This window comes from Micromonospora sp. NPDC005299 (genome assembly GCF_042872345.1).
Lineage (GTDB): Bacteria > Actinomycetota > Actinomycetes > Mycobacteriales > Micromonosporaceae > Micromonospora.
In genome coordinates this window covers 83,021-105,496 of sequence record NZ_JBIAKG010000007.1, presented here as the reverse complement: position 1 = coordinate 105,496, position 22,476 = coordinate 83,021, and the positions used below count along the sequence as shown (strand labels likewise).

Sequence of the window (22,476 nt, the reverse complement as noted above, 5' to 3'; positions counted from 1 at the left end):
AGGGGCGCGGGTTCGCGAGGCACATAGCCGCGAAGTCCCCATTCCCGCAATGCCCGCCAATGCGTGCCGGAGTTGGCGTCGCGTCGCGGGAAACGAACGTGCCTCGGTCGTCGCGCACCGCGTTGCAGGGCGGCGAGATTCGGGTGAACGGCGCCGCTGCGGACGTGAATCCTGCACAGGAGCGACCATTCACGCCGCCGGGGATTCCCGGCTTTCCTGTCGGCCTCCCGTCACGGAGGGTGTTCATCTGATCCGTCTCGGTCGATAGCGTCGGTGCACTGGCCGTCGACGAAAGGCCAAGGATGAACGACAACCCGTACCCGTTCTCGCGCCGGCGGCTGCTCGCCGGCGCGGCGGCGGCCTCGGCGGTCACCGTGACCGGCGTGGCCGCCGCCCCGACCGCCGCCGCCGCGGCGACCCCCGTCCGCGCCACCACCCCGCTGGTCACCCGGGACCGGATCGCCACCGCGGCGCTGCGTGCACCCGACGGCACGGCGGCGGCGGTCGCCTTCCAGGCCGACTTCCACGCCCGGCTGTCCGCCTGGCTGGCCTTCTGGTCGGCGAACTCACCCCGCGCCTGGAGCGCCCCTGTGCAGGTGGTCGGCCGGATCGCTCCGGGCGGCGACGCCCTCACCCTGCACGCGATCCGCTACCGGCGCGACGACGAGCTGCGCACCGGCTTCGCGGCGGGGCGGCGGGACGCCACCCACGCGGCGACCGTGGCCAGCCTGCACCACCACTTCCCGAGCGTGCGCGTCCTGCCGGACGGGGCGGTCCGGGTCGGCGACGGGCCGGCCGGGTTCACCGGCGCGCCGGGGCAGGTCGCCTTCGCGGTCGCCGCCTGCCGGGAGCTGTGGGGCGACGGCAGCGCCACCGCCGCCCGCTGGGCGGAGCACGCCGGCCGGGCGCTCGCCCGGGCCGGGCAGCCGACCGACGCCGCCTCGCACGCCGGCTGGGCGGCCTTCACCCGGATCAGCCTGCGCCGCGGGCTGGGCACCGAATCGTACGAATGACCGGAGGTACACATGTCCCGCAACGAATTCCGGTTCGTGGTCGACGGCGTCGACCTGACCCCCGAGCAGCAGACCCTCATCGCCGGCGAGATCCAGAAGGCCGGCCTGGCCGCCCTCGGCACCGCCAACGCCCGGCTGACCAACCCGCTCACCCTCGGCCACGGCAACCTCAAGCTGCGCCCCGAGTGGTACGGCCTCTGGGTGCTCGACGGCCCGTTCGCCCAGGACCTCGGCCAGAAGATCAACGACATCGGCTTCTGGATGCAGCGGTGACCGACACCGTCGGGCGGACCGACCCGCCGGAGCGGATGTGTCCGAGCACGCCGGCGGCGAACGCCACCGTGTTCCTCGGCATGATCACTCCGGCGGGACGGGTCGCCTACGTCACGCCCGCCGTGCCGGCCGAGGTGGCGCTCGCCGCGGCCGGCGACTCCGACGCCCCGGTGGAGTCCCGCTTCCGGCTGGCCGGCCCGTGCGTCACCTCGTCCTGCGGCTTCTGGACCGGCGAACACTGCGGCCTGGGCGCCCGCATGGCCGCCTCCTACGCGGAGACGGCCGAACCGGGCGAGGAGCAGTTGCCGAAGTGCGCGATCCGGCGCACCTGCCGGTGGTTCGCCGAGCAGGGACCGGCGGCCTGCCCGGCCTGCTCGCACGTGGTCACCGACGCGCGCTGAGACTCAGTCGCCCGGGGGCGTGTAGTCGGTCTGCGTCCGGGTCGCCTCGTCCACCTCGGCCGGGGTCAGCAGCGGTGTGACCCGGGTCCGCAGCCCGCGCGCCGCGCCGATGCGGATCGCCAGCGCGGCGGCGGTGCGGTGGTCGGGCAGGTCGCACAGCACGTAGGTGTCGTCGTCGGCGAAGGCGAAATGCATCGACAGCAACTGCCCGCCGGCATCCTCGACCAGTTTCCGAACCACCTCGGCGCGCTTGGTGCCGCCGTCGCGGGTCAGCCCGCCGATCCCGTCCGGGGTGTAGACGGAGCGCAGCAGGAAGGCGGGCATGTCAACCGCCGCCCTGCCGCTGCACCCGCTGGGCGCCCTGGACCTTGGCGCGGCCCTGGTCCCGTTCCGAGCCCGCGGCGCCGGTGGCGGTGTGCAACCGATGCCGCTTCCCCGGACGTTCCATCTCCGCGCCCTGGCGGCCCGGCGCGCCGCTGCCCGGGCTCCGGTTCGCCCGTGCCGACTCGCCGCCCGGATCATGCTTGTTCTGCTTGTGGCTACCCATGGGCCGCGCTTACCCGCTGCCTCCGGCGCTAGTCCTGGCCCTGGACCTGACCCCGGTCCGTGGCGCGGGCGTGGTGCGGCAGCAGCGGCCCGCGCCGGCCGTGCGGGCTCCCCGCGTTGTCGGACCGGTCGACTACCGTCCGGAGGTCATGGAGCCGCGGTTCGGCGAGGCGATCATCGGGCGGGAACACCCCGCGGCCTTGCTGCGCGCCGAAGTGGACCTGCTGGTCGAGGTGGACCCGCAGTTCGGCGTCCACAAGCTCGTCAAGGCGATCAAGGCACGGACGTCTCGGGTGCTGCGTGAGGAGTTCCCGTCGCTGCGTTCCCGGCTGCCGACCTTATGGACGAACTCGTACTTCGTGGCGACCACCGGCGGTGCCCCACTGGCAGCGGTGAAGGAGTATGTTGAGCAGCAGAAGGGCCGCTGAATGCTGACCGGCCGCCGCTATCTGCTCGCCTTCACCGACGAGCAGGCCGCCTACGCCGAACAGGTCGGCGCGGTGTGTCGGGCGGTGTGGAATACGGCGTTGGAGCAGCGCCGTGAGTACCGCCGCCGCGGCGCGTTCATCGGCTACAACGAGCAGGCCGGGCAGATGGCCGAGGCGAAGAAGGACCTGGACTGCGCGTGGTTGGCCGACGCGCCGTCGCACCCGTTGCAGCAAACCCTGCGGGACCTGGACCGGGCGTGCAAGAGGCATGGCACGTGGAAGGTGCGCTGGCGGTCCAAGGCCCGCACGGCCCCGTCGTTCCGGTTTCCCGACCCCAAGCGCGTCGCGGTGCAGCGGCTGAACCGCAGGTGGGGTGAGGTGCGCCTGCCGAAGTTCGGGCCGGTCAGGTTCCGGTGGACCAGGCCGTTGGGTGGCGCCATCCGCAACGCCACCGTCTTGCGTGACGGCGGACGCTGGTACATCTCGTTCTGCGTCGAGGACGGCGGGAGCGAGGTTGCCCCGAACGGTAAGCCGCCGGTCGGTGTGGACCGGGGTGTCACCGTGGCGGTGGCCACCTCTGACGGGGGGCTGGACGAGCGTGAGTTCGTCACCGCGGGTGAGGCGGCCCGGCTCAAGCGGTTGCAGCAGCGCATGTCCCGGTCGCTGCGGGTCCATGGCCGCAGCCGCGGATCGAAACGTCGCGACGCTACCCGCGCGCAGCTCGGCCGGCTGAATGCCCGTATCCGGGCCCGCAGAGCTGACTTCGCCGCGCAGACCGCCGTGCGCCTGGTCCGCGAGCACGGCATGGTCGCTGTCGAGGGCCTGCGGATCACAAACATGACGGCCAGCGCGAAGGGCACCGTTGAGCAGCCCGGCCGTAACGTCCGCCAGAAGGCTGGCCTGAACCGGGCCATCCTCGCCAAAGGGTGGGGCGGATTCCTGCTCAAGCTGGAACACGCCGCCCGCTACCACGGGGCAAAGATCGAGAAGGTCAACCCGGCGTACACGTCGCAGACCTGCAACGCCTGCAAGCATGTCGCCTCGGAGTCCCGCGAGAGCCAAGCGGTCTTCCGGTGCGTCGCCTGCGGGCATCAGGACCACGCCGACGTGAACGCGGCCAAGAACATCCTCGCCGCCGGGCTGGCGGTAACAGGGCGCGGAGACCTAGCCGCAGGGCTGTCTGTGAAACGCCAACCACCCGAACGGCTCGTGGCGTGAACGCGCCTCAGCCACGGGAATCCCCCGCCCTTCAGGCGTGGGGAGGAAGTCAACTCCCACACCTGGTTGCGGCTGCGCGGGTCCAGACCCGTCGTCGGCTCGTCCAGGAAGAGCAGGTCCGGGGGTGTTGAGGATGCTCGCCGCGATGTCGATGCGCCGCCGCATCCCGCCCGAGTACTTCTTCACCTGCCGACCGGCCGCCTTGGTCAGCCCGAACGCGGCGAGCAGGCGGTCGGCCCGCTGCCGGGCCGCCGGCCGGCCCAGGCCGAGCAGCCGGCCCAGCAGGACCAGGTTCTCCGCCCCGGTCAGGTCCTCGTCGAGCGAGGCGTACTGGCAGGTCAGGCTGACCCGGGCGCGGACGGCGTCCGCCTCGGCGATGACGTCGTGGCCGAAGACGCGGGGCCCGCCCGCCGTCCGGGCGCAGCAGCGTGGCCAGCACCCGCACCGCGGTGGTCTTGCCGGCGCCGTTCGGCCCGAGCAGGCCGTAGACGGTGCCGGCGGGGACCTGGAGGTCCAGGCCGTCGAGCGCGCGGGTCGAGCCGAACGACCGGATCAGGCCGTCGGCCTCGACGGCCGGGCCGGTGTTCCGGTTACTCATGATCACTACCTCTCGTCGTTGGTGTCTCAGGAGACGTACGGGCGCGCCGCGCGGCCCTCGCGCAGCGCCAGGCCCCACCAGCAGAGCTCGTCGAGGAGCACCCGGGCGTCCTGCCGGAGCTGTTCCTCGGCCCGCCCCGTCGGCTCGCCGTCGAGCAGGTCGACGCCGACGGTGTCGCGCACGGTCGTCGCGTGCAGGGCGGTGAACACGGTCCGGAGCTGGTCGACCGCGTGCAGGCCGACCGAGCGGCAGCCGTACGACACGAAGCCGACCGGCTTGGCCTGCCACTCGTCGTAGGCGTAGTCGATCGCCTGTTTCAACGACGCCGGGAAGCTGTGGTTGTACTCCGGGGTGACCACCACGAACGCGTCCGCCCGGTTCACCTCCCGCGCGAACGACCGCATGGCCGCCGTGGGCTCGGCCGGCAGGCTGGCCGGGAAGTCGTACCCGGCGAGGTCGAGCACGGTCACCGTGAGCTCTTCGCGGCGGCGTGCCTGCGCGACGAACCAGCGACCGATCGGTCGCCGATCCGTCCCTCTCGGGTGCTGCCGATGATCACGGAGAGCCGCAACGGCGTCATGCTGCTTCCTACTACTTGCTCATAGTTGAGCGGTTCGGATGGTTCGCTCTCCGCCCGGCGGTGGCTGGGCTGGAGTCCTGGACCGGCAGTCTGGTCCGGTGGCGATCGGTCCGGTCCTGCAGGATCTGCTTCACCTTCTGATGCGGGGTGTGCAGGGCGATGTCGGGGTCGCCGGCTCGGTGCAGGATGTTGATCGCGGCGTTCACGTCGGCCTGCCACACCACCCCGCACGGCGTGCAGTGAAACCGGTCCCCGCTGCGTCGGCCGAGCCGGCCGCAGCGGTGACAGGTTTGTGAGGTGTAGGCGGCGTTGACATGTACGAGCGCAGAACCTCTGCGCTCCGACACGTTTTTCAGGGCCTCGGCGGTGACTCCTTTGGTCCACGCGGCGAGACGCCGGTTGATGTTCTTAGGAAGCTTTTTGCGGCCGGTGAAGCGTTTGGTGAGATCCTCGGCGATCACGGTGGCGGCCTTGTCCACGACCTCGTGCACCGCGGTGAAGATCTCCGTGCGCACCCGCGCTCGATGTCGGGCGGCCTGCCGGTCCCGCTTGATCGTGCCGAGGTTGTTGGCCTTGATCCGGTGCGCTTTCGCGTCGTCGCCACGCAGCGCGGCGTTGTTGGCGATTGAGCGGAGCTTCGCCCGACGCCGGTTTCGTTCCTTCAACCGGTCCGACTCGCTGGACAGCAGCACGCCGAGCTTTAAGCCGTGGGGCTGGCCGTTGGAGTCGGTGAGGGCTTCGGTGTAGCCCTTGTCCACGCCGGTCGTCGCCTCGCCGCATGCTCGCTGCGAGGACCGCATCTGCGCCGCGTCGATCTGGTAGTGGACCTCGACCCGGCCGCCGCGCAGGATCAGCCGCAGCGTCCCGGTCGGGGCGACGGTCGTGGACAGCGGGATCCTGACCAGTTTGCGGGGCTCGAGACCGGGAATCGCCAGCCACAACCGTCCCCGCCCATCGACGGCGGCGTGGTACCTGTCGGCGCGTACCACGATCTGATCGTGCGTGCGGTTGCGGCCCCGCCTCCAATGCTTGCGCATCTGCCGAGACAGGAACGGATCCTCAGCCCACTGGTCGGCTTTCAGCGCGGTGAACATCCGCTTGCGCTCGGCCGGATCGTTGGTGCGTCGGCTGATCGCCCGCCGGACGTCGACCTTGGCCGCCGCCAGGTTCGCCGCGATGTCGGCCATGGCGTCGCGGACGGTTTCCTTCCACGCATTCGCCAGCACACCGAACAACGCGTGGGTGCCGTCGGCCAGCCACCGGTCGCGCACCTGCCGGTCCCGCAGTCCGGCCCCGACACCGTTGATCGAGCCGTAGCGCTGCCACACCTCGCTGCGCACCCGGCCCAACCGACGGGCCTGCTCCACCAGGGCCGCGTACTTACCCGGATTCAGTCGGGCCGAGTAGGCGATCCGGGTGACCTTCACCGGTCACCCCCCACGGTCAAGTCCGCCCTCTTCAACTCCTTCTCGTAGCGGCGCAACCCGTCCAGCCGGTGCGAGAAGGTGTCCACGACGGCCAGGAGGTCCTCGACCAGTTCCTGCTGCGGGGACAGGGACTCCTGGTTGGCCACGACGATCTCGCAGCCGCCACGCGCCGCCAGATGCTCCAGCAAGTCGAACCCGAACCGGGCCAACCGGTCCCGGTGCGCCACCACCAGCGTGGCGACCTCACCCCGGTCGACAGCGTCCATCAACGCCAGGAACTTCTCGCGGCGAAGGTCCATCCCGCCGCCAACCTCGCTGATCCACTCGTCCACCGCCAGACCACGAGCGAGGCAGAACAGTTGCATCGCCGCCACCTGCGAGGCCAAGTCCGCCTTCTGACCCGGCGACGACACCCGGCAATACACCACAACCTTCCGCCGGTCGACGTCGAAGCCCGGCCGCAACACCCTGCGCACATCCGAATCGTCGAAATACCGCTGCCCGGACGGCAGACGACGGGCCGTGATCCGGCCCTCCGCCTCCCACCGGCGCACCGTGCTCACCGAACGGCCCACCCGCTTGGCGAACTCACCGATCCGATACACACCACCCACGGCAATCCAGTGTGGACAGCTCTAGAAAGGAAAGCAACCACTAGTCGCTGCTCCCCTCCCGCTGGTGTCGGGCCTCGACCCGGAGGCGCCAGACGCCGACCGGCAACCCGCCAGATCGGATCTGGCGGACGTGTGTCGGGGGCGGCTGCTTCAATCGGCGCCGGGACGAAGGGGGACGGGCATGACCGAGGTGCGCCTCGCGCGGTGGAGCGCCGACGACCTGGGGCTGCTGCGGCAGCTCAACGCGCCGGAGGTGCGGGCGCACACCGGCGGCCCGGAGACCGACGAGCAGGTGATCGCGCGGCACGAGCGCTACCTGCGCGGCACCGGCCCGCGCAGCGGGCACATGTTCACCGTCGGGCTGCCCGACGGGACGAAGGTGGGCAGCGTCGGCTACTGGGAACGGGAGTGGCGCGGCGAGCCGGTCTACGAGATGGGGTGGGCGGTGCTGCCGGCGTACCAGGGGCGGGGGCTGGCGAGCGCGGCGGTGCGCGCGCTGATCGCGGAGGCCGCGGCGCACGGCGACCGGCGTTTCGCGCACGCCTACCCGTCGGTGGACCACCCGGCGTCGAACGCGGTGTGCCGCAAGGCCGGGTTCACGCTGCTCGGCGAGACGGAGTTCGAATATCCGCCGGGGCACCTGATGCGCTCCAACGACTGGCGCATCGAGCTGACCCGGTGACGCACGACGGGGCGAGCCGGCCGGCCCGCCCCGTCGCGCCCGTCAGCGGGCGGTGTCCAGCCGGGTCCGCTGCTCCGGGGTCAGCTCCAGGTCCACCGCCGCGAGGCTCTCCTCGAGCTGCGCCACCGAGGAGAAGCCGACCAGCGGGATCGCCGGCACGTCCCCGCCCAGCAGCCAGGCGAGCACCACCTGGTTGGCGGTCGCCCCGAGCTCGTCGGCGACCGCCCGCAGCGCCGCCAGCCGGGCCGGCGTGCTCGGCAGGGCGTACCCCTCGCCGAGCCGTTCCGCCTTCGCGTAGGCGCCCTTGAGCAGCGGCGAGTACGCCACCAGGGTGAGCTGGGGCTCCGCCCGCAGGTAGCTGGCCAGGTCCGGGCCGACCCAGCCGACGTCGCCGTCGGGATCCAGGTCGCTCGGCAGGTCCGGCCGGCGGGGCAGGTAGCTGCGGTGGTACTGGAGCACCTCGTACCCGGGCAGGCCGGCCGCGGCGGCGAGCGCCCGGGCCCGCTCGATCCGCCAGGCGCGGTGGTTGCTGGCGCCGAGCAGCCCGACCGTGCCCTCGGCCACCAGCTCCGCGAAGCCCTGGACCGTCTCCTCCAGCGGCACGGTCCGGTCCTCGATGTGCGCGTAGAGCAGGTCGAGCTTGTCCACGCCGAGCCGTTCGCGGCTGCGTTCGGCCGATTCGCGGATCACCTTGGCGGACAGGCCCTCGGCGTTGTCCAGGTAGCTGGTGCCCGGGGCGAGGGGGCGGGCGCCGAGCTTGGTGGCGACGGCCACTTCGCTGCCGACGCCGCGGCTGCGCCGCCAGCGGCCGAGCAGTTCCTCGCTCTCCCCGCCCTGGCCGCCGTTGTGCCAGAACGCGTAGTTGTCCGAGGTGTCGATGAACGTGCCGCCGGCCTCGACGTACCGGTCGAGGATGGCGTACGAGGTGGCCTCGTCGGTGGCGGTGCCGAAGAGCATCGCGCCGAGGCTGAGCACGCTGACCTCGCGCCGGGTGGCCGGGTCGGTGCCGATGGTGCGGTAACGCATGGGTTCCTCCCCGTTGCAACGGTGCCACCACCCTCCACCTTCGAGTGCGCGCGAAGTCAAACTCTCACCAGGGGAGCACGCCGTAGCCGCCGCCGGCGTCCATCTGGTAGCCCCAGAGCAGGCCGCTCGGCCCGTCCGCCGGCAGGGTGGCCAGGTGCACGCTCACCTCGGCGCCCTCCTCCGGGGTGCGGAAGCCGCCGTGATGGTTGAGGTCGGTGGCGCAGTAGCCGGGGTTGGCCGCGTTCACTGTGATCGGGGTGTCCCGCAGTTCCTTGGCGTACATGGCGGTGACCATGTTCAGCGCGGTCTTCGAGGACGGGTAGGGGATCGAGGTCAGCGCGAACAGGGCGCCCTTCGGGTCGGTCATGACCTCGATCGAGCCGACCTCGCTGGAGACGTTGACGATCCGGGCGGCCGGCGCCCGGCGCAGCAGCGGCAGCAGCGCGTTGGTCACCGCGACCACGCCGAACACGTTCGTCTCGTACACCTCGCGCAGCGTGTCGAGGGTGGTCTCGCTGGGCAGCCCGGCGCCGTCGGCGCGGATGATGCCGGCGTTGTTGACCAGCACGTCTAGGTGGCCGTACTCCCGCTCGACCAGCTGGGCCGCGGCGGCGACCGACTTCTCGTCGGTGACCTCCAGCGGCACGAACCGGGCGTCCGTACCCTCGGCGCGCAGCTTGTCCGCCGCCGCCCGGCCCCGCGCGGCGTCGCGCGCGCCGACCAGCACGGTCATTCCGCGCGCGCCGAGCTGCCGGGCGGTGGCCAGGCCGATTCCCTTGTTGGCCCCGGTGATCAGGGCGATTGTCGTCGTCATGCCGTCGAGGCTGCCGCCGGGCGCGGGCCGGCGGGAGAGGCCCGCCGAGGCTGGTACCGGCGGTACCAGCCTCGGCGGCCGGCGGTGCGGCAGGCTGGGGGGCATGAGCACATTGCGTCGCGACGAGCTGGCCGGGTTCCTGCGCACCCGCCGCGTCCGGTTGCGCCCCGCCGAGGTCGGCCTCCCCGAGGGGGTGCGCCGCCGCACGCCGGGCCTGCGCCGCCAGGAGGTCGCCCAGCTCGCCGGCATGTCCATCGACTACTACATCCGGCTGGAGCAGGGGCGTGGGCCGCACCCGTCCCGGCAGGTGCTCGCCGCGCTGGCTCGGGCGCTGCTGCTCAGCCGGGATGAGCGGGCGTACCTGTTCCGGGTCGCCGGGGAGAGCCCGCCGGACGCGGTGGGCCCGGCCCGGGAGGTGCCGGCGGGGCTGCGGCACCTGCTCGACGCGATGACGGAGACGCCCGCCTATCTGGTCGACGCCGCATACGAGGTGCTGGCCTGGAACCGGCTGGCCGCTTGGTTCGTCGGCGACCTGTCGACTGTGCCGGTCGGCGAGCGGAGCATGGTCCGCTGGATGTTCGGTCGGGAGGTGCCGGAGTCGCACTGGGCCGACCCTGAGGTGCTGCGCTTCGCCCGGACGACCGTGGCCGACCTGCGGGCCGCGTACGGCCGCTACCCGGCCGATCCGGCGCTGGCCGCGCTGGTCACCGAGCTGCTCGGGCTCTCCCCACGGTTCGCCGCGCTCTGGGCCGAGCACGAGGTGGGGGAGCGGCGCCCGACCGTCAAGCGGGTCGCCCACCCGGAGCTGGGCCCGCTGGAGTTCGAGTGCCGGGTGCTGCACGTGCCGGAGACCGACCAGCGGCTGATCGTCTACGTTCCCGCGCCGGGGTCGCCGACGCAGTCCGCGTTCCGGCGGGTCGCCGAGCGGGTCCACTCCTGAGCCCGCGACCGGGGCCGGCAGCCCGGCCTCCGGTCGCGGTGGCGGCTCAGTCGGGCACGTAGTCGAAGGTGTCCGGGTTCGGCCCCTGCCGGCCCGCCTCGCCCTTGTCCAGGCCGTTGAGCCGGTCCATGGACGCGTCGTCCAGCTCGAAGTCGAAGATCCGGAAGTTCTCCTCGATCCGGCTCGGCGTGGTCGACTTCGGGAAGACGATGTCGCCGCGCTGCACGTGCCAGCGCAGCACCACCTGGGCCGGGGTCCGGCCGACCTCTTCGGCGATGTCGACGACGGTCGGGTCGTCCAGCACCTTGCCCTGGGCGATCGGCGACCACGCCTCGGTGAGGATGTTGTGTGCCTTGCCGTAGGCGCGCACCTGCTCGTTGGCGAAGTAGGGGTGCACCTCGATCTGGTTCACGGCCGGCGTGATCTCCGCCTCGGCGGCGAGCCGCTCCAGGTGGGCCACCTGGAAGTTGGAGACGCCGATCGACCTGGCCCGGCCGTCGCGCTGGAGTTCCTCCAGCGCCCGCCAGGTGGACACGAAGTCGCCGTCGTAGAGGGTGGGCAGCGGCCAGTGGATCAGGAACAGGTCGAGGTAGTCGAACTTCAGCTCGGCGAGGGTCGACTCGAACGCCTTGCGGGCGTCGTCCGGGCGGTGGAAGGCGTTGCTCAGCTTGCTGGTGACGAAGACCTCGCTGCGGTCCAGCCCGGAGGTGCGCACGGCCTGCCCGACCTCGGCCTCGTTGCCGTACATCTCGGCCGTGTCGATGTGCCGGTAGCCGATCTCCAGCGCCGTGCTGACGGCCTGCACGGTGTCCTTCGGCTCGATCTGGAAGACCCCGAAGCCGAGCTGCGGGATGGTGTTGCCGTCGTTGAGCGAGATGTCGGGAACGCTGTTCGGGGCCATGGAAGCCTCATCTCCGATCGTCCGGGTGCCCGGGAACGCTTCCACGCGCGGCGCCGGGCCTTGCCACCCGGGTTCTCTACCCGCTCGACCCGGCTCGTCACGGCCGCTGTCGGGTGATCTGCGCCGCCACCGGTGGTTCACCCCACCTGCGGCTGCTGACCCGTTCCGTCCTGGCCGGCCTCGAAGAGCACCGGCCAGGGCCGGGCGGCCGACGCGAGCGCCGCGGTCGCCGGTGGTGGCTCCGCGACGGCCAGCACCTCGGCCGCGAGCTGCCCGAACATTGGGGCCGCCGGGTGCCCCGCCCGCGCCGGCCAGGCCGCCGAGGTCCGCTTGACCAGCGGCGCGTCGACCAGCGGCCGCCAGGCGATCCGCGGCTCGCGGCGGGCCGCCGACTCCGGTTCCAGGGCGACCGCGCCACCGGCCAGCAGCAGTCCGAACAGGAACTCCGGGTTGCGGGCGGGCCGGACCCGGGCCGGCGCGAAGCCGTGCCGGCGGCAGACCGCCAGCAGGTGCCCGTGCCAGCCGGGCGCGGTGGCCGGCGGCGCGGTGATCAGGTCCAGGCCGGCCAGGTCGGCCAGCTTCACCTCGCGGGCCCGGGCCGCCGCAGCGGCCCGGGGCAGCAGCACCCCGACCGGCGCGTCCACGGCCGGGCCGAAGCGCAGCCCGGCCTCCTCCACCGGGTGGTGCAGCAGACCCACGTCGAGCCGCCCCTCGGCCAGCATCCGCCGCTGCTCCGCGCTGGTCAGCTCGTGCAGGTCGAGGTCGAGCCCGGGTGCGCGGGCGGCGAGCCCGTCGAGCAGCGCGCGCAGCGTCACGGCCGGGGTCTCCGGGGGTACGCCGGCGCGCAGCACGCCGAGCGCGCCCCGGCGGACCTGGTCGACGAGGTTGCGCAGCCGGCGCTCCCCGGCGAGCAGTTCGTCGGCCTCGCCGAGCAGGAGTTGGCCGGCCGTGGTGAGCCGGACCTGGCGCTGCGACCGGTCGAAGAGGGTGGCGCCCAGCTCGCGTTCCAGCCGCTGGATCGACTGGCTCAGCGGCGGCTGCGCCATGCCCAGCACCTCGGCCGCCCGCCCGAAGTGCAGCTCCCGGGCCACCACCACGAAGTGCCGCAGGTGTCGCAGCAGGTCCACGACGGGCACCCTACGCCCGTCCCGGTCGCCGCTGGTTAGCGTGTCGGGGTGAGCGGGGAGCGGATCGGGGAGATCTTCCGGCGGGCCGGGATCAGCGGCTGCCTGCACGTCGAGGACGTCGACGCGCCGGGGCGGGAGGTGACGCTGCGGGCCGACGAGCAGGTGGTGATCGCCTCCGTGTTCAAGATCCTGCTGGTGCTGGAGTTCGCCCGGCAGGTCGTCGCCGGCCAGCTCGACCCGGTGGAGCGGGTGCTGGTCGGTGCCGCCGACCGGCTCGGCGGCTGGGGCGTCGCCGGCTGCGCCGACGACGTCGAGGTGTCCCTGCGCGACCTGGCCTACTTCGCCATGTCGGTCAGCGACAACACCGCCGCGGACCTGCTGCTGCGCCGGGTCGGCCCGGACGTGCTGCCGATGCTCGCCGCCGAGCTGGACCTGCCGCGTACCCGGATCGTCGGCGGCCCCCGGCAGTTGGTCGAGACGATGCTCGCCGACGTGGGGGCCCGCACCGAGGCCGACTTCGCCCGGATCTTCCCCACCCTGCCGTCGGAGCGCATCCGGGCCATGCGGGTGTTCGACCCGGAGCACACCACCTCCAGCACGGCCCGGGAGATGACCCGGCTGCTCGGCCTGATCTGGCGGGACGAGGCGGGGCCGCCGGCCGCCTGCGCGATGGTCCGCGAGCTGATGGCCCGGCAGCTCTTCTGGACCCGGCTCGCGGCCGGCTTCCCGCCCGGCGTCCGGGTCGCCGGCAAGACCGGCACCCTGCCCGGCCTGCACCTGGAGGCCGGGGTCGTCGAGTATCCCGACGGCGGCCGGTACGCGGTCGCGGTCTTCGCCCGCACCGAGCGGCTCAGCACCCGCCGGATCGACGTGGACCTGGCCATGGGGGAGGCCGCCCGGGCCGCCGTCGAGGTGCTGCGCGCCGGCTGATTTCCCGGCCGCGCCGGCCCGGGTCAACGGTCGTGACCTGCGGTGATATCCGGACGCGTATCGAGCTAACCGCCCGTCGATCTTGGACATCGGCGGGCGGCCGGTGGTGGGGTGGGCGGACCGATCAACCTGTCCCGCACGGGGAGGACGCCTCATGCTCGACAAACGCCCCTACGACCGCCGCCGCTTCCTGCGCGATGCCGCCGTCGGCACCGCCGCCGTGTCCACCGCCGGCCTGGTCGCCGGCGCATCCGCCGCGCCGGCCCAGGCCGCCCCGGTCGCCGCCGCCGGGCCTCGGCGCTCCGGCGCGGTCAGCTTCCGCTGGTGGGGTACGTCCGGCTGGCGGATCGACATCGGCAACCGGACCGTGCTGGTCGACCCGTACCTGAGCCGCTACGACACCGGCCTGTTCACGGGCGCGTTCAACGAGAACACCCTGCTGACGGTGGACACCACCGCCGTCGACCCGCTGGTGGACCGGGCCGAGAACATCCTGGTCACGCACACCCACTGGGACCACTTCAACGACGTGCCCTACATCGCCGGGCGCACCGGCGCCCGGGTCGTCGGCACGCTGACCGCCTACCACCTCGGGCTGGCGTACGGGCTGCCGGGCGGGCAGCTCGCGCCGGTCAAAGGCGGCGAGGTGCTCGACTTCGGCGCGTACACGGTCGAGGTGGTCAGCTCCCTGCACAGCCGCAACGCCGCCTGGTCGATGGCCTTCCCCGGGGTGCGGGTCAGCCGGCCGCCGAAGCCGGAGAGGATCTCCGACCTGCCCGAGGGGGACACCCTGGCGTACCAGATCCGCGTCGACGGCGGCCCGTCGGTGTTCTTCATGGGGGCGAGCGACTTCGCCGAGCGCAACCTGGCCGGGCTGGCTCCCGACGTGGCGATGGTGGCCTCCGCCGCGACCACCGCCACGGCCGACTACGTGCCCCGGCTGATGGCCGCCCTCGACCATCCGACGGTCGTGGTGCCGGTGCACTGGGACAACTTCGAGACGCCGCTGACCAACCCGCCGACGGTGGCGCCGAACGACCGCAAGCGCCTCGACGACCTGATCGCCGCCGTGCGCAAGGCGTCGCCGCGCAGCCGCGTGCTGGTGCCCGAGTACCACACGGCGTACCACTTCTGAGGATCGGTCGCGGAGGGGTCGGGCCACGGGGGCCGGCCCCTCCGCTCAGCCGGCGGTCAGGTCGCGCAGGGCCAGCACCGACTTCCAGTTCCGGGTGGTCGCCACCACGCCCAGCTTCTTCTCCAGGTGGGCGTTGGTGAACTTCGTCCGCCCGTAGCCGCCATCGGGGAAGTGCAGGTGGACCTCGCGGCCGTCGACCGCGAACTCCAGGTTCTCCCCGGCCGGCGCGACCAGGTCCTTGACCCGGGCCGGGCTCGGCGCGGCGGACAGGAAGGCCACCAGCATCCGGGTCAGGTCGTCCTGCTTCCCGGCGTACGGGCTGGCCGCGGCGACCGCCGCCAGCTCGTCGCCGCTGCGCACCAGCACCGGCACGCGCAGGTCCAGCTCGTCGGCGAGCTTGCCGGCGATGCCCTCGGCCAGGAGGTCGTCCTTGGTCGGCGGGCTGCTGAAGACCACGTTGCCGCTCTGCAGGTAGGTCTTGACGTCCTCGTGCCCGAGGTCGGTGACGATGCGGCGCAGGTCGGCCATTGCCAGCCGAGTGCTGCCGACGTTGACGCCCCGCAGTAGGGCGGCGTAGCGGGTCATCGGGATCCTCCTCGTCTCGCCGTCACTCGACTCGGCAACCAGCCTAGGGGCCCGTCGGCCGGCCGGGCGTGTGGCCGCGTCAGCCTGGCCGGTGCACACCCGCGTCGCGCGCCTTTGCCACCGCCTGCGCCCGGTCGGCGACGCCGAGCTTGAGCAGGACGTTCGAGACGTGGTTCTGCACGGTCTTCAGGCTGATCCCGATCCGGGCGGCGATGGCCTGGTTGGACTGGCCGGCGGCCAGCCTGGCGAGGACGTCGAACTCCCGCTCGGTGAGCTGTGGAAACGGGTTGGCCGGCCCGGTCTCGGTGAGCGCCGCGAGCATGCGGTCGGCGACCGCGGCGTCGAAGATGGCCTGATCGGCGTGCACGGCACGGACCGCTCGAATGATCTCGTCCGGTTCGGCGTCCTTCAACAGGTAGCCCCGGGCGCCGGCACGTACCGCCTGGCGAACCATGACGTGTTCGGAGTGCATGGTCAGCACCAGCACCCGGGTGCGCAGGCCGTGGCGACGGATCTGCTCCGTCGCGTCGACGCCGCCCCCGCCCGGCATGTGCAGGTCGATGATCGCCACGTCGGGGTCGTGCTCGCGGGCGGCCGCGACGGCTCCGGGCGTGTCCGCCGCCTCAGCCACCACGCTGATCCCCGGCACGCTGTCGAGCAGCCGGTGCAGCCCCATCCGGAACACGTGATGGTCGTCGGCGATGACCACCCGCAGCTCGCTCACTGGACACCCCCGACCGGAAGCACCGCCCGCACCCGCGTACCGCCACCGGGGCGCGGGCCCAACTCGAACTGGCCGCCCAGCTCGCGTACCCGCCGCCGCATCGACCCGGTGCCGACGCCGGCGACGTAGCGGTCACCGATGCCGACGCCGTCGTCGTCGACGCGCACGCTCAGCCGGTCGCCGCCGGTCAGCGTCACCGTACAGGTGCCCGCCGCCGCGTGCCGGAGCACGTTCGCCACCGCCTCCAGCACGACCAGGTAGGCGGCCTCCGCGACGGCGGGCGGCAGGTCGGCGCTCGACACGCCCCGGTGGACGTAGCGGATCGACGGCGCCGCGGGCAGCGCCGCGCACCGGTCGAGGTGCTCGGCGAGCGCCTCGACCAGGCCGAGGTCGGCCACGGCCGCGGGTTGCATGGCGTCGATGATGTGGCGGACCGCGGTGGCCGCTGAGCGCACCTGTCCCGAGATGAGCCGCAGGTCGGCAGCGAGCCGATCGTCCACCGTAGCGGCGCGGCGCACGCCGTCGAGCGCCAGACCGATGCCCGACAGCAGCGGCCCCAGGCCGTCGTGGAGGTCGTGCCGCAGCCGGCGCCGCTCGTCGGCCCGCGCGTGCACCGCCCGCTGCTGGGCCACCCGCAGCTCGTTCGCGAGGCGTACGGCGTGCAGCGCCGACCCGATCCCGTGCGCCAGTTCCGCCAGCAACGCCAGGTCGGCGCGCGAGTACGCCTCGCCCGGCACCCGGGGCCCGACGATCAACGTGCCGACCAGTTCTCCGCGCCACTCCAGCGGCACCTCCACCGAGGGTTCGCCGGACGGCACGCCCACCCGGGCCACCTCCTCGTGCGCGCCGTCGGCGAGCAGCCGGACCGACACGTACGGGGCCCGTAGCGCCCGAGCCACCACGGAGGCGGTGGTCGCCGGCAGCTCCGAGGGGTCGGCGACGGCCCGCAGTTGCTCCCGCAGGGCGGCCAGGGCCTCCAACGGCTCCTCACGCTGCCCGAACAGCCAGCGGGTGGCCGCCCGCTGCACCCGCCGTCGCACCGGGTCCGCTGTCGCCGCCACCACCGCCGAGGCGATCAGCGCGAGCCCGGGCGCGGGACCGACGGCGGTCCCGAGCGCCGAGACCACGGCCAGGTAGACCCCGAAGATCAGCGCGGTGAGCGCGGCGAGCACCACGGTGCGGCGGATGAACGGGTCGATGTCGTACAGCCGGTAGCGGCGGACCGAGAGCGCGATCGCGCCGACGAGCAGCACCGGGATGAGGAAGTAGCCGACCTGGGCCAGCGGGCGCGGCATCAGCCCGCCCACCAGCTCGATGGTGACGACCATCCCGAGCGCGTACCAGAGGAACTTCAGCTGCTGGCGTTGCGTCCGGTTCCCGCGCCGCCAGCGCACGGCGAGGCTGGCGAGCGCCGCCAGCACGGCGGCGACGACGGCCCCGCCGGAGGCGAGGGCCAGCGTGGGGGAGAAGCCGACCGCGAGCGGGTTGGCCGGCGCCGCGGCCTCGCCGGTGGGCAGCGGACCGGGTCCGAGCGCGCCGTCGAGGACGGTCACCGCGGTGGCCGCCACGCCCAGCCACGGCACCCAGCGCCACGCCGGCGCCGGTGGTCGGCCGTCTGGGAAGATCGCTGGCAGCACCGTGAAGAGAGGTACCACGAACAGCGCCCACAGCCAGAGCTGCAGCCACGCGGCCACCGGCCATCCCGGCCAGCCCAGCGCGGTCCAGCCGGCGGCGAACAGGGCGGTCGCCCCGGCGGCGCCGGCCCCGAGGAGCAGTCCGCCCACGCGCCGGCCGTCGCGGCTGCGCAGCAGCCACCACCCCGCCGCCAGCAGCAGGAGGCTGTGGGTGAGGTTGCTGGCCAGGGTCCAGCTTGCGCCCGGCCCGGCGACGATGACCAGTGCGCCACCGGCGACCGCCGCCACAGCGGCGGAGACCGCGGTGACGGCGGCCGCGCGCAGGCCGTCCGGCGCGCCGCCCACCCCTGCCGTCACCGCGGCTCCGCTCATCCCCTACCCCCTCAATGAGCCGGTTCGACGGCGGGCTCGACGGAGACGTCCTCGCGGCCCGAGCGCAGCGCCGCGACCGTCAGCAGGATCCCGAACACGGCGTAGACGGCGGACAGGGCCAGCGGCATGACGAAGTCGGCCAGCAGGCCGACGATCATGGCCGCACCCCACCAGCGGACCCCCGCGTCGAGCAGGAAGGCGATCCCGGTGACCAGCACGCCGAGCATCATGACGTAGAAGAGCAGTTCGAGCGACATCACCGAGGCGGGCAGGTCGCCGCGGGCGAGAATCCCGCCCCAGACCACGGCGGCGACGGCGATGAGCAGCGCCGCGACCGGCCCGGCGACCAGCAGCGCCGCCCCGACCCGGCCGAGCCGGCCGGTGCGCTGCCACCGCCGCGCCCACAGGGCTAGGAACGCCAGCGGCAGCAACCCCCAGTACGACTCGATGGTCAACCGGCCTACCCACTGCGGCCATTCCTCGCCGCCGGTGTCGTGGATATGCCGCACCAGCAGCACATGTCCGGCGGCCATCGCCGCGCACAGGGTGACGGCGAGCCCGACCGCGCCCAGCGGGACCCGGGCCAGCCGTTCGATCAACGTACGCATCGCGTTCTCCTTCCGAGAGGTCGTGCTCGGAAGAGTGCGGGACCGGCTTCCCGGGTGACCGGGGAGCAGCCTCCCGACCGGTCCGGGAATTTGCCGGGGTCCGCCGGGCGGCGCGGGGGCGCTCGTCCGTACGGCGGGATGCGAGGCCCGTTTGTGTCGCACTTGTGACCTGTCGCCGCTTCGCAACCCACCGTCGAAAGTGGTTGCCTGAAGTCAACATTCCCCTGGTCAGCTGCTGCCCTTGCGCGGCATCCACTGGGGGTGGACCTGTGACCCGACGGCGGTGGCCGGAGCTGATCACCGCCTCACAGCAGGAGGCATCCGCGTGCGAATGAGACGACCGAGCCGGATCGCGGCCGCAGTGGCGGGCGTGACAGCGCTCGCCTTCACGGTCTCGGCCCCGGCCCAGGCCAACGACCACGAGAACCTTCCCGGCGAGCCGACCATCACGTTGCCGATCAACGACAGCGCGGCGGGCGGCACCTACAACCAGGACTTCACCCGGGTCTACGCCAACACGACCCCCGACGGCACCCCGGTCTACATCTACGTCCCGAAGGGCACCCCGCTCGACGGCACCGCGCCGGCCGGCGTGGCCAGCCTCGACCCGCAGTTCGACCACAACCCGGGCGACGCGTTCACGCCGTGCGCCACGGCCACGGCAGCGCAGTTCGCCTTGACCCAGGCGCAGATCAACTACGTCGGCGACAAGCTCGCCGACCAGATCGTCGCCGTGGACGAGGAACACTACGGCCCGATGGACGCGGCGGACCCGGACGAGCCGGCCAGCGACTCGCTGGTCATGGTGCTCTACAACATCCAGGACGACGCCTACTACGACTGCGCGCAGACCTCGTACACGGCCGGCTACTTCGCGCCGGACTTCATCGACAGCAACGGCATGAACGTCATCGTGGTCGACGCCCTGGACTGGGCGAACCGGGTCGGCCCGAACGACTCGCCGTGGCGCGACGCCGACCCGGCCAACGACCGCCCGGAGCTGTACGAGGGCACGGTCGCCCACGAGCTGCAGCACCTGCTGCACAACTACAGCGACCCCGGTGAGCTGTCCTGGGTCGACGAGGGCCTGGCCGACTTCGCCATCTTCCTCAACGGCCTGGACGCCGGCGGCTCGCACCTGACCAACCACCAGGTCCTGTACGAGGAGACGTCGCTGACCCGGTGGGGCGGCACCCTGGCCAACTACGGCGCCTCGTTCACCTACTTCCAGTACCTCTGGGAGCAGGCCGGCGGCAACGGCGACGGCACCTACACGCCCGACAAGCAGTACGACGGCACGGCGGGTGACCTGCTCATCAAGAAGATCTTCGAGGAGCAGGCCGACGGCATGACCGGCGTGCAGAACGCCATCGACGACTTCAACGCGGCGACCGGCGCGCACCTGCGCAGCGCGGCCGACCTGTTCCGCGACTGGTCGGTGGCGGTCTACCTGGACGACGAGGACTCGCCCATCTACGACATCAAGGCGTTCAACTTCGGCGACCCCGCCGACACCTCGTGGACCATGGACATCGCCGACGACGTCTTCTGGGCGGGCCGGGGCAGCTACCAGGGCTCCACCCCGGAGGCCAAGTGGGCGCGGCTGAAGAACCGCCCCGACACCACCGCCGTGCCGTTCGGCATGTCGGTCGAGCGGTTCCGCAACCCCGGCCCGACGGTGTCGCTGGCGTTCGACGGCGACGACGAGACGGTGATCCCGCCGCACACCGGCACCACCCACTGGTACGGCGGGTACGAGAGCCAGAACGACAACATCCTCGACGTGTCCGCCTCCGGCGCGGTCACCTCGCTGGACTTCTGGAGCTGGCACTTCATCGAGGAGGGCTGGGACTACGGCTTCGTCGAGGCGCTCGTCGGCGGCAACTGGGTGACGGTGCCGCTGCGCAACGACGCCGCCCAGGTCGTCACTACGAACGACGACCCGCACGGCAACAACGAGGAGGGCAACGGCCTGACCGGCACCTCCGGCGGGCAGTACTTCGTGGACGACCCGGTCTACCAGCACCTCACCGCCGACCTGCCGGCCGGCGCCACGGACGTGCGGTTCCGGTACTCCACGGACGCCGCGTACATGGACACCGGCTGGTTCGTGGACGACGTGAAGGTCAACGGCGCCGACGCGGGCCTCAGCTCGGCGGCTGGCAACTGGTTCGCCACCAGTGGCGTGCAGGACAACAACTGGACGGTGCAGGTCGTCAGCCACTGCGACCTCACGCCGGGCGTCACCTCGGCGGGGGAGACCACCGACGGCGCGGGCAACTGGGTCTACCGGTCCACCGGCGACCAGTTCACCGCCGGCGGCCTGCGGACCAAGTGCGCCAACGGCAACCAGGACGACTTCGCCGTCCTGATCTCCAACCTGCCGACCGGTGACCTCACCTTCCTGGACGCGGACTACACCTTCCGGGTGAAGAACACGGGCAACAGCAAGTAGATCTCCCACCCCGTCGGGCCCGCGCCGCACCTCGGCGCGGGCCCGACGTCGTCCGGAGCGAGCCGGGGTCACCATCCCGAGCGGCTTTCACATGAACACCCTTCACCGGCGTCCGGCTCGTGGTTGATTCGGCGGGACCCAACCCGCCCGTCCTCCCGGCCTGGTCGACCGGCTCGTCGCCGACGGCGCGGTCGACCCGTCGGCCGGGGCGGACCTGCTGCTCGCCGTGCTCGCCGGGGCCGGCGCCGCAACACGGACGCGATCGCGGGACCGCTCATCGCCCTCCCGAGCGGTCAGGAGTCCCGGTAGACCGGGAGGCCCAGGCTGGTGCGTACCTTGTCGGCCTGCGCGCCGCCGTCGTGGGCGGCGGCGGCCCGGATCTCGCGCATCAGCGCCGCGGCGGTCCCCGCCTCGGCGGCGAGCCGCCAGTGCCGCAGTGCCACGTCGTTCTCCTTGAGCAGCGCGGTGACCGGGGCCTGCGTCGCGGCCGGCCAGGCGGTGGTGCGGAGCTGCTCGGCGTGGGCGGCGTTGGTGGTGGCGACCGTCCGGGCCAGGCCCCGCACCGTCCGCCACGGCCGGCGCGCCTTCAGCGCCTCCTCCAGCTCGTCCAACGCGGTGTTGTACGGCGCCACGATGGCCAGGTAGCGGCCCTTCGCCTCCTTCACGGTCAGCGGGGCCGGCGCGCTCGGCGACGGGCTCTCCCAGACCGGCAGGGCGGTCGTCTCGGCGCCGCCGCCGCAGCCGGCGAGCAGCAGCACCAGGGCCAGGGCGGCGGACCAGCGACGCACGGGGTCTCCCATTCGGCGGGCAGCGGGATCACCGAGTCTAGGGGTGACCGGCGGCCGTGCCGGCCGCCGCCTATTCGGCGACCGGGAGCACGACCTCGTTACGGCGCAGGAACCAGGGCTTCCACGGCGGGTCGAAGCGGGCGTATCGGACGGCGCCGGTCGGGCTCAGGCCGGCGGCGGTGACCGCGCGGCCGAGCGCGGTGGCCCGTCGCTCGAACGCCCGCGCGGTCCACCGCCCGGAGAACCGCATCGCCGCCGCGAGCTGGGCGGGAATCTCCCGGGTGGTGACCAGCGGGTCCTTCGGCTCGGGCAGCGTGGCCGGGGTGAAGCCCGCCGGCATCACGAACCGCACCAGCCAGCTTCCCGGCCGGTCGCCCTCCTCCTGCAGCACGGGAACTGTCATCGCGATGCGCTCCGAGCCGGCCGGCTCCGGCGCCGCCGGTGCGGCCACCGGGACCGCCCGGCGCGACCGGTTCGCCCCGGAGAGGTACCGGGCCAGCGGCCGGAACGCGGCGTTGCTAGCGGACTCGAACGACCCGCTCACGCGGACCTCGGCGACCAGGTGGGCCGGATAGCGGCGCAGCTCGAACCCCGGGTGACGGGCCACCACGCGGTACGGCTGCCGCTCGGTCATCGCGCCCTCCCGCCCTCGGTGGT

At 72.9% G+C, this 22,476-nt stretch carries 24 protein-coding genes and 2 pseudogenes; 10 read left to right on the top strand and 16 right to left on the bottom strand.

The genetic code is table 11. The annotated features are described in order from the left end of the window. Positions 1 to 302 precede the first annotated feature (302 nt). From ACFYPD_RS21015 to ACFYPD_RS21005, 3 genes are read left to right on the top strand one after another with little or no spacing between them, the layout of a single operon-like run. On the top strand, positions 303 to 1,013 hold the full coding sequence (locus tag ACFYPD_RS21015) for a hypothetical protein (RefSeq protein WP_387115921.1): 711 nt from the start codon (positions 303 to 305) through the stop codon (positions 1,011 to 1,013). 12 nt (positions 1,014 to 1,025) lie between these two features. Next, positions 1,026 to 1,286, top strand: a complete 261-nt coding sequence (locus tag ACFYPD_RS21010; RefSeq protein WP_387115918.1) for a hypothetical protein — start codon at positions 1,026 to 1,028, stop codon at positions 1,284 to 1,286. Beyond that, a complete protein-coding gene (locus ACFYPD_RS21005) occupies positions 1,283 to 1,687 on the top strand; it encodes a hypothetical protein (protein ID WP_387115915.1) in 405 nt (134 codons plus the stop codon). The genes ACFYPD_RS21010 and ACFYPD_RS21005 overlap by 4 nt, the downstream gene beginning before the upstream one ends. 3 nt (positions 1,688 to 1,690) lie before the next feature. On the opposite strand, the gene ACFYPD_RS21000 is transcribed toward ACFYPD_RS21005, so the two are convergent. After that, on the bottom strand, positions 1,691 to 2,011 hold the full coding sequence (locus tag ACFYPD_RS21000; RefSeq protein WP_387115912.1) for a GYD domain-containing protein: 321 nt from the start codon (positions 2,009 to 2,011) through the stop codon (positions 1,691 to 1,693). 1 nt (position 2,012) lies between these two features. Continuing rightward, positions 2,013 to 2,234 carry a hypothetical protein gene (locus ACFYPD_RS20995; RefSeq protein ID WP_387115910.1) on the bottom strand — a complete coding sequence of 74 codons (222 nt, stop codon included), beginning with the start codon at positions 2,232 to 2,234 and terminating at the stop codon, positions 2,013 to 2,015. Between the two features lie 214 nt (positions 2,235 to 2,448). Here ACFYPD_RS20995 and tnpA point away from each other — a divergent pair. Further along, positions 2,449 to 2,661, top strand: a pseudogene (gene tnpA, locus ACFYPD_RS20990) (IS200/IS605 family transposase); the annotation flags it as partial. Continuing rightward, positions 2,662 to 3,879: an RNA-guided endonuclease InsQ/TnpB family protein gene (locus tag ACFYPD_RS20985; RefSeq protein WP_387115907.1), complete on the top strand. Its 1,218-nt coding sequence runs from the start codon at positions 2,662 to 2,664 to the stop codon at positions 3,877 to 3,879. It begins immediately after the preceding pseudogene. Between the two features lie 50 nt (positions 3,880 to 3,929). Here the strand turns inward: ACFYPD_RS20985 and ACFYPD_RS20980 are convergent. From ACFYPD_RS20980 to ACFYPD_RS20965, 4 genes and pseudogenes are all read right to left on the bottom strand, one after another. Continuing rightward, a pseudogene (locus tag ACFYPD_RS20980) lies at positions 3,930 to 4,477 on the bottom strand (ATP-binding cassette domain-containing protein); the annotation flags it as partial. Positions 4,478 to 4,503: 26 nt separating this feature from the next. Continuing rightward, complete coding sequence (locus ACFYPD_RS20975; RefSeq protein ID WP_387116496.1) at positions 4,504 to 4,995, bottom strand: NADPH-dependent FMN reductase; 492 nt, start codon at positions 4,993 to 4,995, stop codon at positions 4,504 to 4,506. Between the two features lie 73 nt (positions 4,996 to 5,068). Next, a complete protein-coding gene (locus ACFYPD_RS20970; protein ID WP_387115904.1) occupies positions 5,069 to 6,484 on the bottom strand; it encodes an RNA-guided endonuclease TnpB family protein in 1,416 nt (471 codons plus the stop codon). After that, complete coding sequence (locus tag ACFYPD_RS20965; RefSeq protein WP_387115901.1) at positions 6,481 to 7,098, bottom strand: IS607 family transposase; 618 nt, start codon at positions 7,096 to 7,098, stop codon at positions 6,481 to 6,483. Before ACFYPD_RS20965 ends, ACFYPD_RS20970 begins: the two co-directional genes overlap by 4 nt. A 181-nt stretch (positions 7,099 to 7,279) precedes the next feature. Between ACFYPD_RS20965 and ACFYPD_RS20960 the strand changes: the two genes are divergently transcribed. Then, the gene (locus tag ACFYPD_RS20960) at positions 7,280 to 7,780 is read left to right on the top strand and encodes a GNAT family N-acetyltransferase (protein ID WP_387115898.1); all 501 of its coding nucleotides are present in this window, start codon (positions 7,280 to 7,282) and stop codon (positions 7,778 to 7,780) included. A 42-nt stretch (positions 7,781 to 7,822) separates the two neighbouring features. Here the strand turns inward: ACFYPD_RS20960 and ACFYPD_RS20955 are convergent, their stop codons facing one another. Next, positions 7,823 to 8,806 (bottom strand): aldo/keto reductase, encoded by a 984-nt coding sequence (locus tag ACFYPD_RS20955; protein WP_387115896.1) that lies wholly within the window; start codon positions 8,804 to 8,806, stop codon positions 7,823 to 7,825. A 64-nt stretch (positions 8,807 to 8,870) separates the two neighbouring features. Then, positions 8,871 to 9,620 (bottom strand): SDR family oxidoreductase, encoded by a 750-nt coding sequence (locus ACFYPD_RS20950; RefSeq protein WP_387115893.1) that lies wholly within the window; start codon positions 9,618 to 9,620, stop codon positions 8,871 to 8,873. A 103-nt stretch (positions 9,621 to 9,723) separates the two neighbouring features. On the opposite strand from ACFYPD_RS20950, the gene ACFYPD_RS20945 reads away from it, so the two are divergent. Then, complete coding sequence (locus ACFYPD_RS20945) at positions 9,724 to 10,560, top strand: helix-turn-helix transcriptional regulator (RefSeq protein ID WP_387115890.1); 837 nt, start codon at positions 9,724 to 9,726, stop codon at positions 10,558 to 10,560. A gap of 46 nt (positions 10,561 to 10,606) precedes the next feature. On the opposite strand, the gene ACFYPD_RS20940 is transcribed toward ACFYPD_RS20945, so the two are convergent. Beyond that, the gene (locus ACFYPD_RS20940; protein ID WP_387115887.1) at positions 10,607 to 11,461 is read right to left on the bottom strand and encodes an aldo/keto reductase; all 855 of its coding nucleotides are present in this window, start codon (positions 11,459 to 11,461) and stop codon (positions 10,607 to 10,609) included. A 137-nt stretch (positions 11,462 to 11,598) separates the two neighbouring features. Then, positions 11,599 to 12,588 carry a LysR family transcriptional regulator gene (locus ACFYPD_RS20935; protein ID WP_387115884.1) on the bottom strand — a complete coding sequence of 330 codons (990 nt, stop codon included), beginning with the start codon at positions 12,586 to 12,588 and terminating at the stop codon, positions 11,599 to 11,601. Positions 12,589 to 12,636: 48 nt separating this feature from the next. On the opposite strand from ACFYPD_RS20935, the gene ACFYPD_RS20930 reads away from it, so the two are divergent. Continuing rightward, entirely contained in the window at positions 12,637 to 13,518 is an 882-nt protein-coding gene (locus ACFYPD_RS20930; protein ID WP_387115881.1) for a serine hydrolase, read from the top strand. Positions 13,519 to 13,672: 154 nt separating this feature from the next. Continuing rightward, positions 13,673 to 14,653, top strand: a complete 981-nt coding sequence (locus tag ACFYPD_RS20925) for an MBL fold metallo-hydrolase (protein ID WP_387115878.1) — start codon at positions 13,673 to 13,675, stop codon at positions 14,651 to 14,653. 45 nt (positions 14,654 to 14,698) lie between these two features. Here ACFYPD_RS20925 and ACFYPD_RS20920 read toward each other — a convergent pair whose 3' ends face one another. From ACFYPD_RS20920 to ACFYPD_RS20905, 4 genes are all read right to left on the bottom strand, one after another. Next, positions 14,699 to 15,238: a DUF1697 domain-containing protein gene (locus tag ACFYPD_RS20920; RefSeq protein ID WP_387115875.1), complete on the bottom strand. Its 540-nt coding sequence runs from the start codon at positions 15,236 to 15,238 to the stop codon at positions 14,699 to 14,701. Between the two features lie 79 nt (positions 15,239 to 15,317). Continuing rightward, on the bottom strand, positions 15,318 to 15,962 hold the full coding sequence (locus ACFYPD_RS20915) for a response regulator (RefSeq protein ID WP_387115872.1): 645 nt from the start codon (positions 15,960 to 15,962) through the stop codon (positions 15,318 to 15,320). After that, complete coding sequence (locus ACFYPD_RS20910; protein WP_387115869.1) at positions 15,959 to 17,968, bottom strand: sensor histidine kinase; 2,010 nt, start codon at positions 17,966 to 17,968, stop codon at positions 15,959 to 15,961. Before ACFYPD_RS20910 ends, ACFYPD_RS20915 begins: the two co-directional genes overlap by 4 nt. An 11-nt stretch (positions 17,969 to 17,979) precedes the next feature. After that, on the bottom strand, positions 17,980 to 18,576 hold the full coding sequence (locus ACFYPD_RS20905; RefSeq protein WP_387115866.1) for a hypothetical protein: 597 nt from the start codon (positions 18,574 to 18,576) through the stop codon (positions 17,980 to 17,982). Positions 18,577 to 18,907: 331 nt separating this feature from the next. On the opposite strand from ACFYPD_RS20905, the gene ACFYPD_RS20900 reads away from it, so the two are divergent. After that, complete coding sequence (locus ACFYPD_RS20900) at positions 18,908 to 21,031, top strand: hypothetical protein (RefSeq protein WP_387116493.1); 2,124 nt, start codon at positions 18,908 to 18,910, stop codon at positions 21,029 to 21,031. 293 nt (positions 21,032 to 21,324) lie between these two features. Here the strand turns inward: ACFYPD_RS20900 and ACFYPD_RS20895 are convergent, their stop codons facing one another. Both ACFYPD_RS20895 and ACFYPD_RS20890 read right to left on the bottom strand, forming a co-directional pair. After that, complete coding sequence (locus tag ACFYPD_RS20895) at positions 21,325 to 21,819, bottom strand: hypothetical protein (protein WP_387115863.1); 495 nt, start codon at positions 21,817 to 21,819, stop codon at positions 21,325 to 21,327. A gap of 70 nt (positions 21,820 to 21,889) precedes the next feature. Then, the gene (locus ACFYPD_RS20890) at positions 21,890 to 22,453 is read right to left on the bottom strand and encodes an SOUL family heme-binding protein (protein ID WP_387115861.1); all 564 of its coding nucleotides are present in this window, start codon (positions 22,451 to 22,453) and stop codon (positions 21,890 to 21,892) included. Between the last annotated feature and the right edge of the window lie 23 nt (positions 22,454 to 22,476).

Bases quoted from the DNA above. Each gene is read 5' to 3' on its own strand.
- ACFYPD_RS20960 (WP_387115898.1), top strand. From the start codon at position 7,280: ATGACCGAGGTGCGCCTCGCGCGGTGGAGCGCCGACGACCTGGGGCTG.
- ACFYPD_RS21010 (WP_387115918.1), top strand. From the start codon at position 1,026: ATGTCCCGCAACGAATTCCGGTTCGTGGTCGACGGCGTCGACCTGACC.
- ACFYPD_RS20995 (WP_387115910.1), bottom strand. From the start codon at position 2,234: ATGGGTAGCCACAAGCAGAACAAGCATGATCCGGGCGGCGAGTCGGCA.
- ACFYPD_RS20985 (WP_387115907.1), top strand. From the start codon at position 2,662: ATGCTGACCGGCCGCCGCTATCTGCTCGCCTTCACCGACGAGCAGGCC.
- ACFYPD_RS20925 (WP_387115878.1), top strand. From the start codon at position 13,673: ATGCTCGACAAACGCCCCTACGACCGCCGCCGCTTCCTGCGCGATGCC.
- ACFYPD_RS20910 (WP_387115869.1), bottom strand. From the start codon at position 17,968: ATGAGCGGAGCCGCGGTGACGGCAGGGGTGGGCGGCGCGCCGGACGGC.
- ACFYPD_RS21000 (WP_387115912.1), bottom strand. From the start codon at position 2,011: ATGCCCGCCTTCCTGCTGCGCTCCGTCTACACCCCGGACGGGATCGGC.
- ACFYPD_RS20905 (WP_387115866.1), bottom strand. From the start codon at position 18,576: ATGCGTACGTTGATCGAACGGCTGGCCCGGGTCCCGCTGGGCGCGGTC.
- ACFYPD_RS20890 (WP_387115861.1), bottom strand. From the start codon at position 22,453: ATGACCGAGCGGCAGCCGTACCGCGTGGTGGCCCGTCACCCGGGGTTC.
- ACFYPD_RS20920 (WP_387115875.1), bottom strand. From the start codon at position 15,238: ATGACCCGCTACGCCGCCCTACTGCGGGGCGTCAACGTCGGCAGCACT.
- ACFYPD_RS20950 (WP_387115893.1), bottom strand. From the start codon at position 9,620: ATGACGACGACAATCGCCCTGATCACCGGGGCCAACAAGGGAATCGGC.
- ACFYPD_RS20945 (WP_387115890.1), top strand. From the start codon at position 9,724: ATGAGCACATTGCGTCGCGACGAGCTGGCCGGGTTCCTGCGCACCCGC.
- ACFYPD_RS20900 (WP_387116493.1), top strand. From the start codon at position 18,908: ATGAGACGACCGAGCCGGATCGCGGCCGCAGTGGCGGGCGTGACAGCG.
- ACFYPD_RS20940 (WP_387115887.1), bottom strand. From the start codon at position 11,461: ATGGCCCCGAACAGCGTTCCCGACATCTCGCTCAACGACGGCAACACC.
- ACFYPD_RS21015 (WP_387115921.1), top strand. From the start codon at position 303: ATGAACGACAACCCGTACCCGTTCTCGCGCCGGCGGCTGCTCGCCGGC.
- ACFYPD_RS20955 (WP_387115896.1), bottom strand. From the start codon at position 8,806: ATGCGTTACCGCACCATCGGCACCGACCCGGCCACCCGGCGCGAGGTC.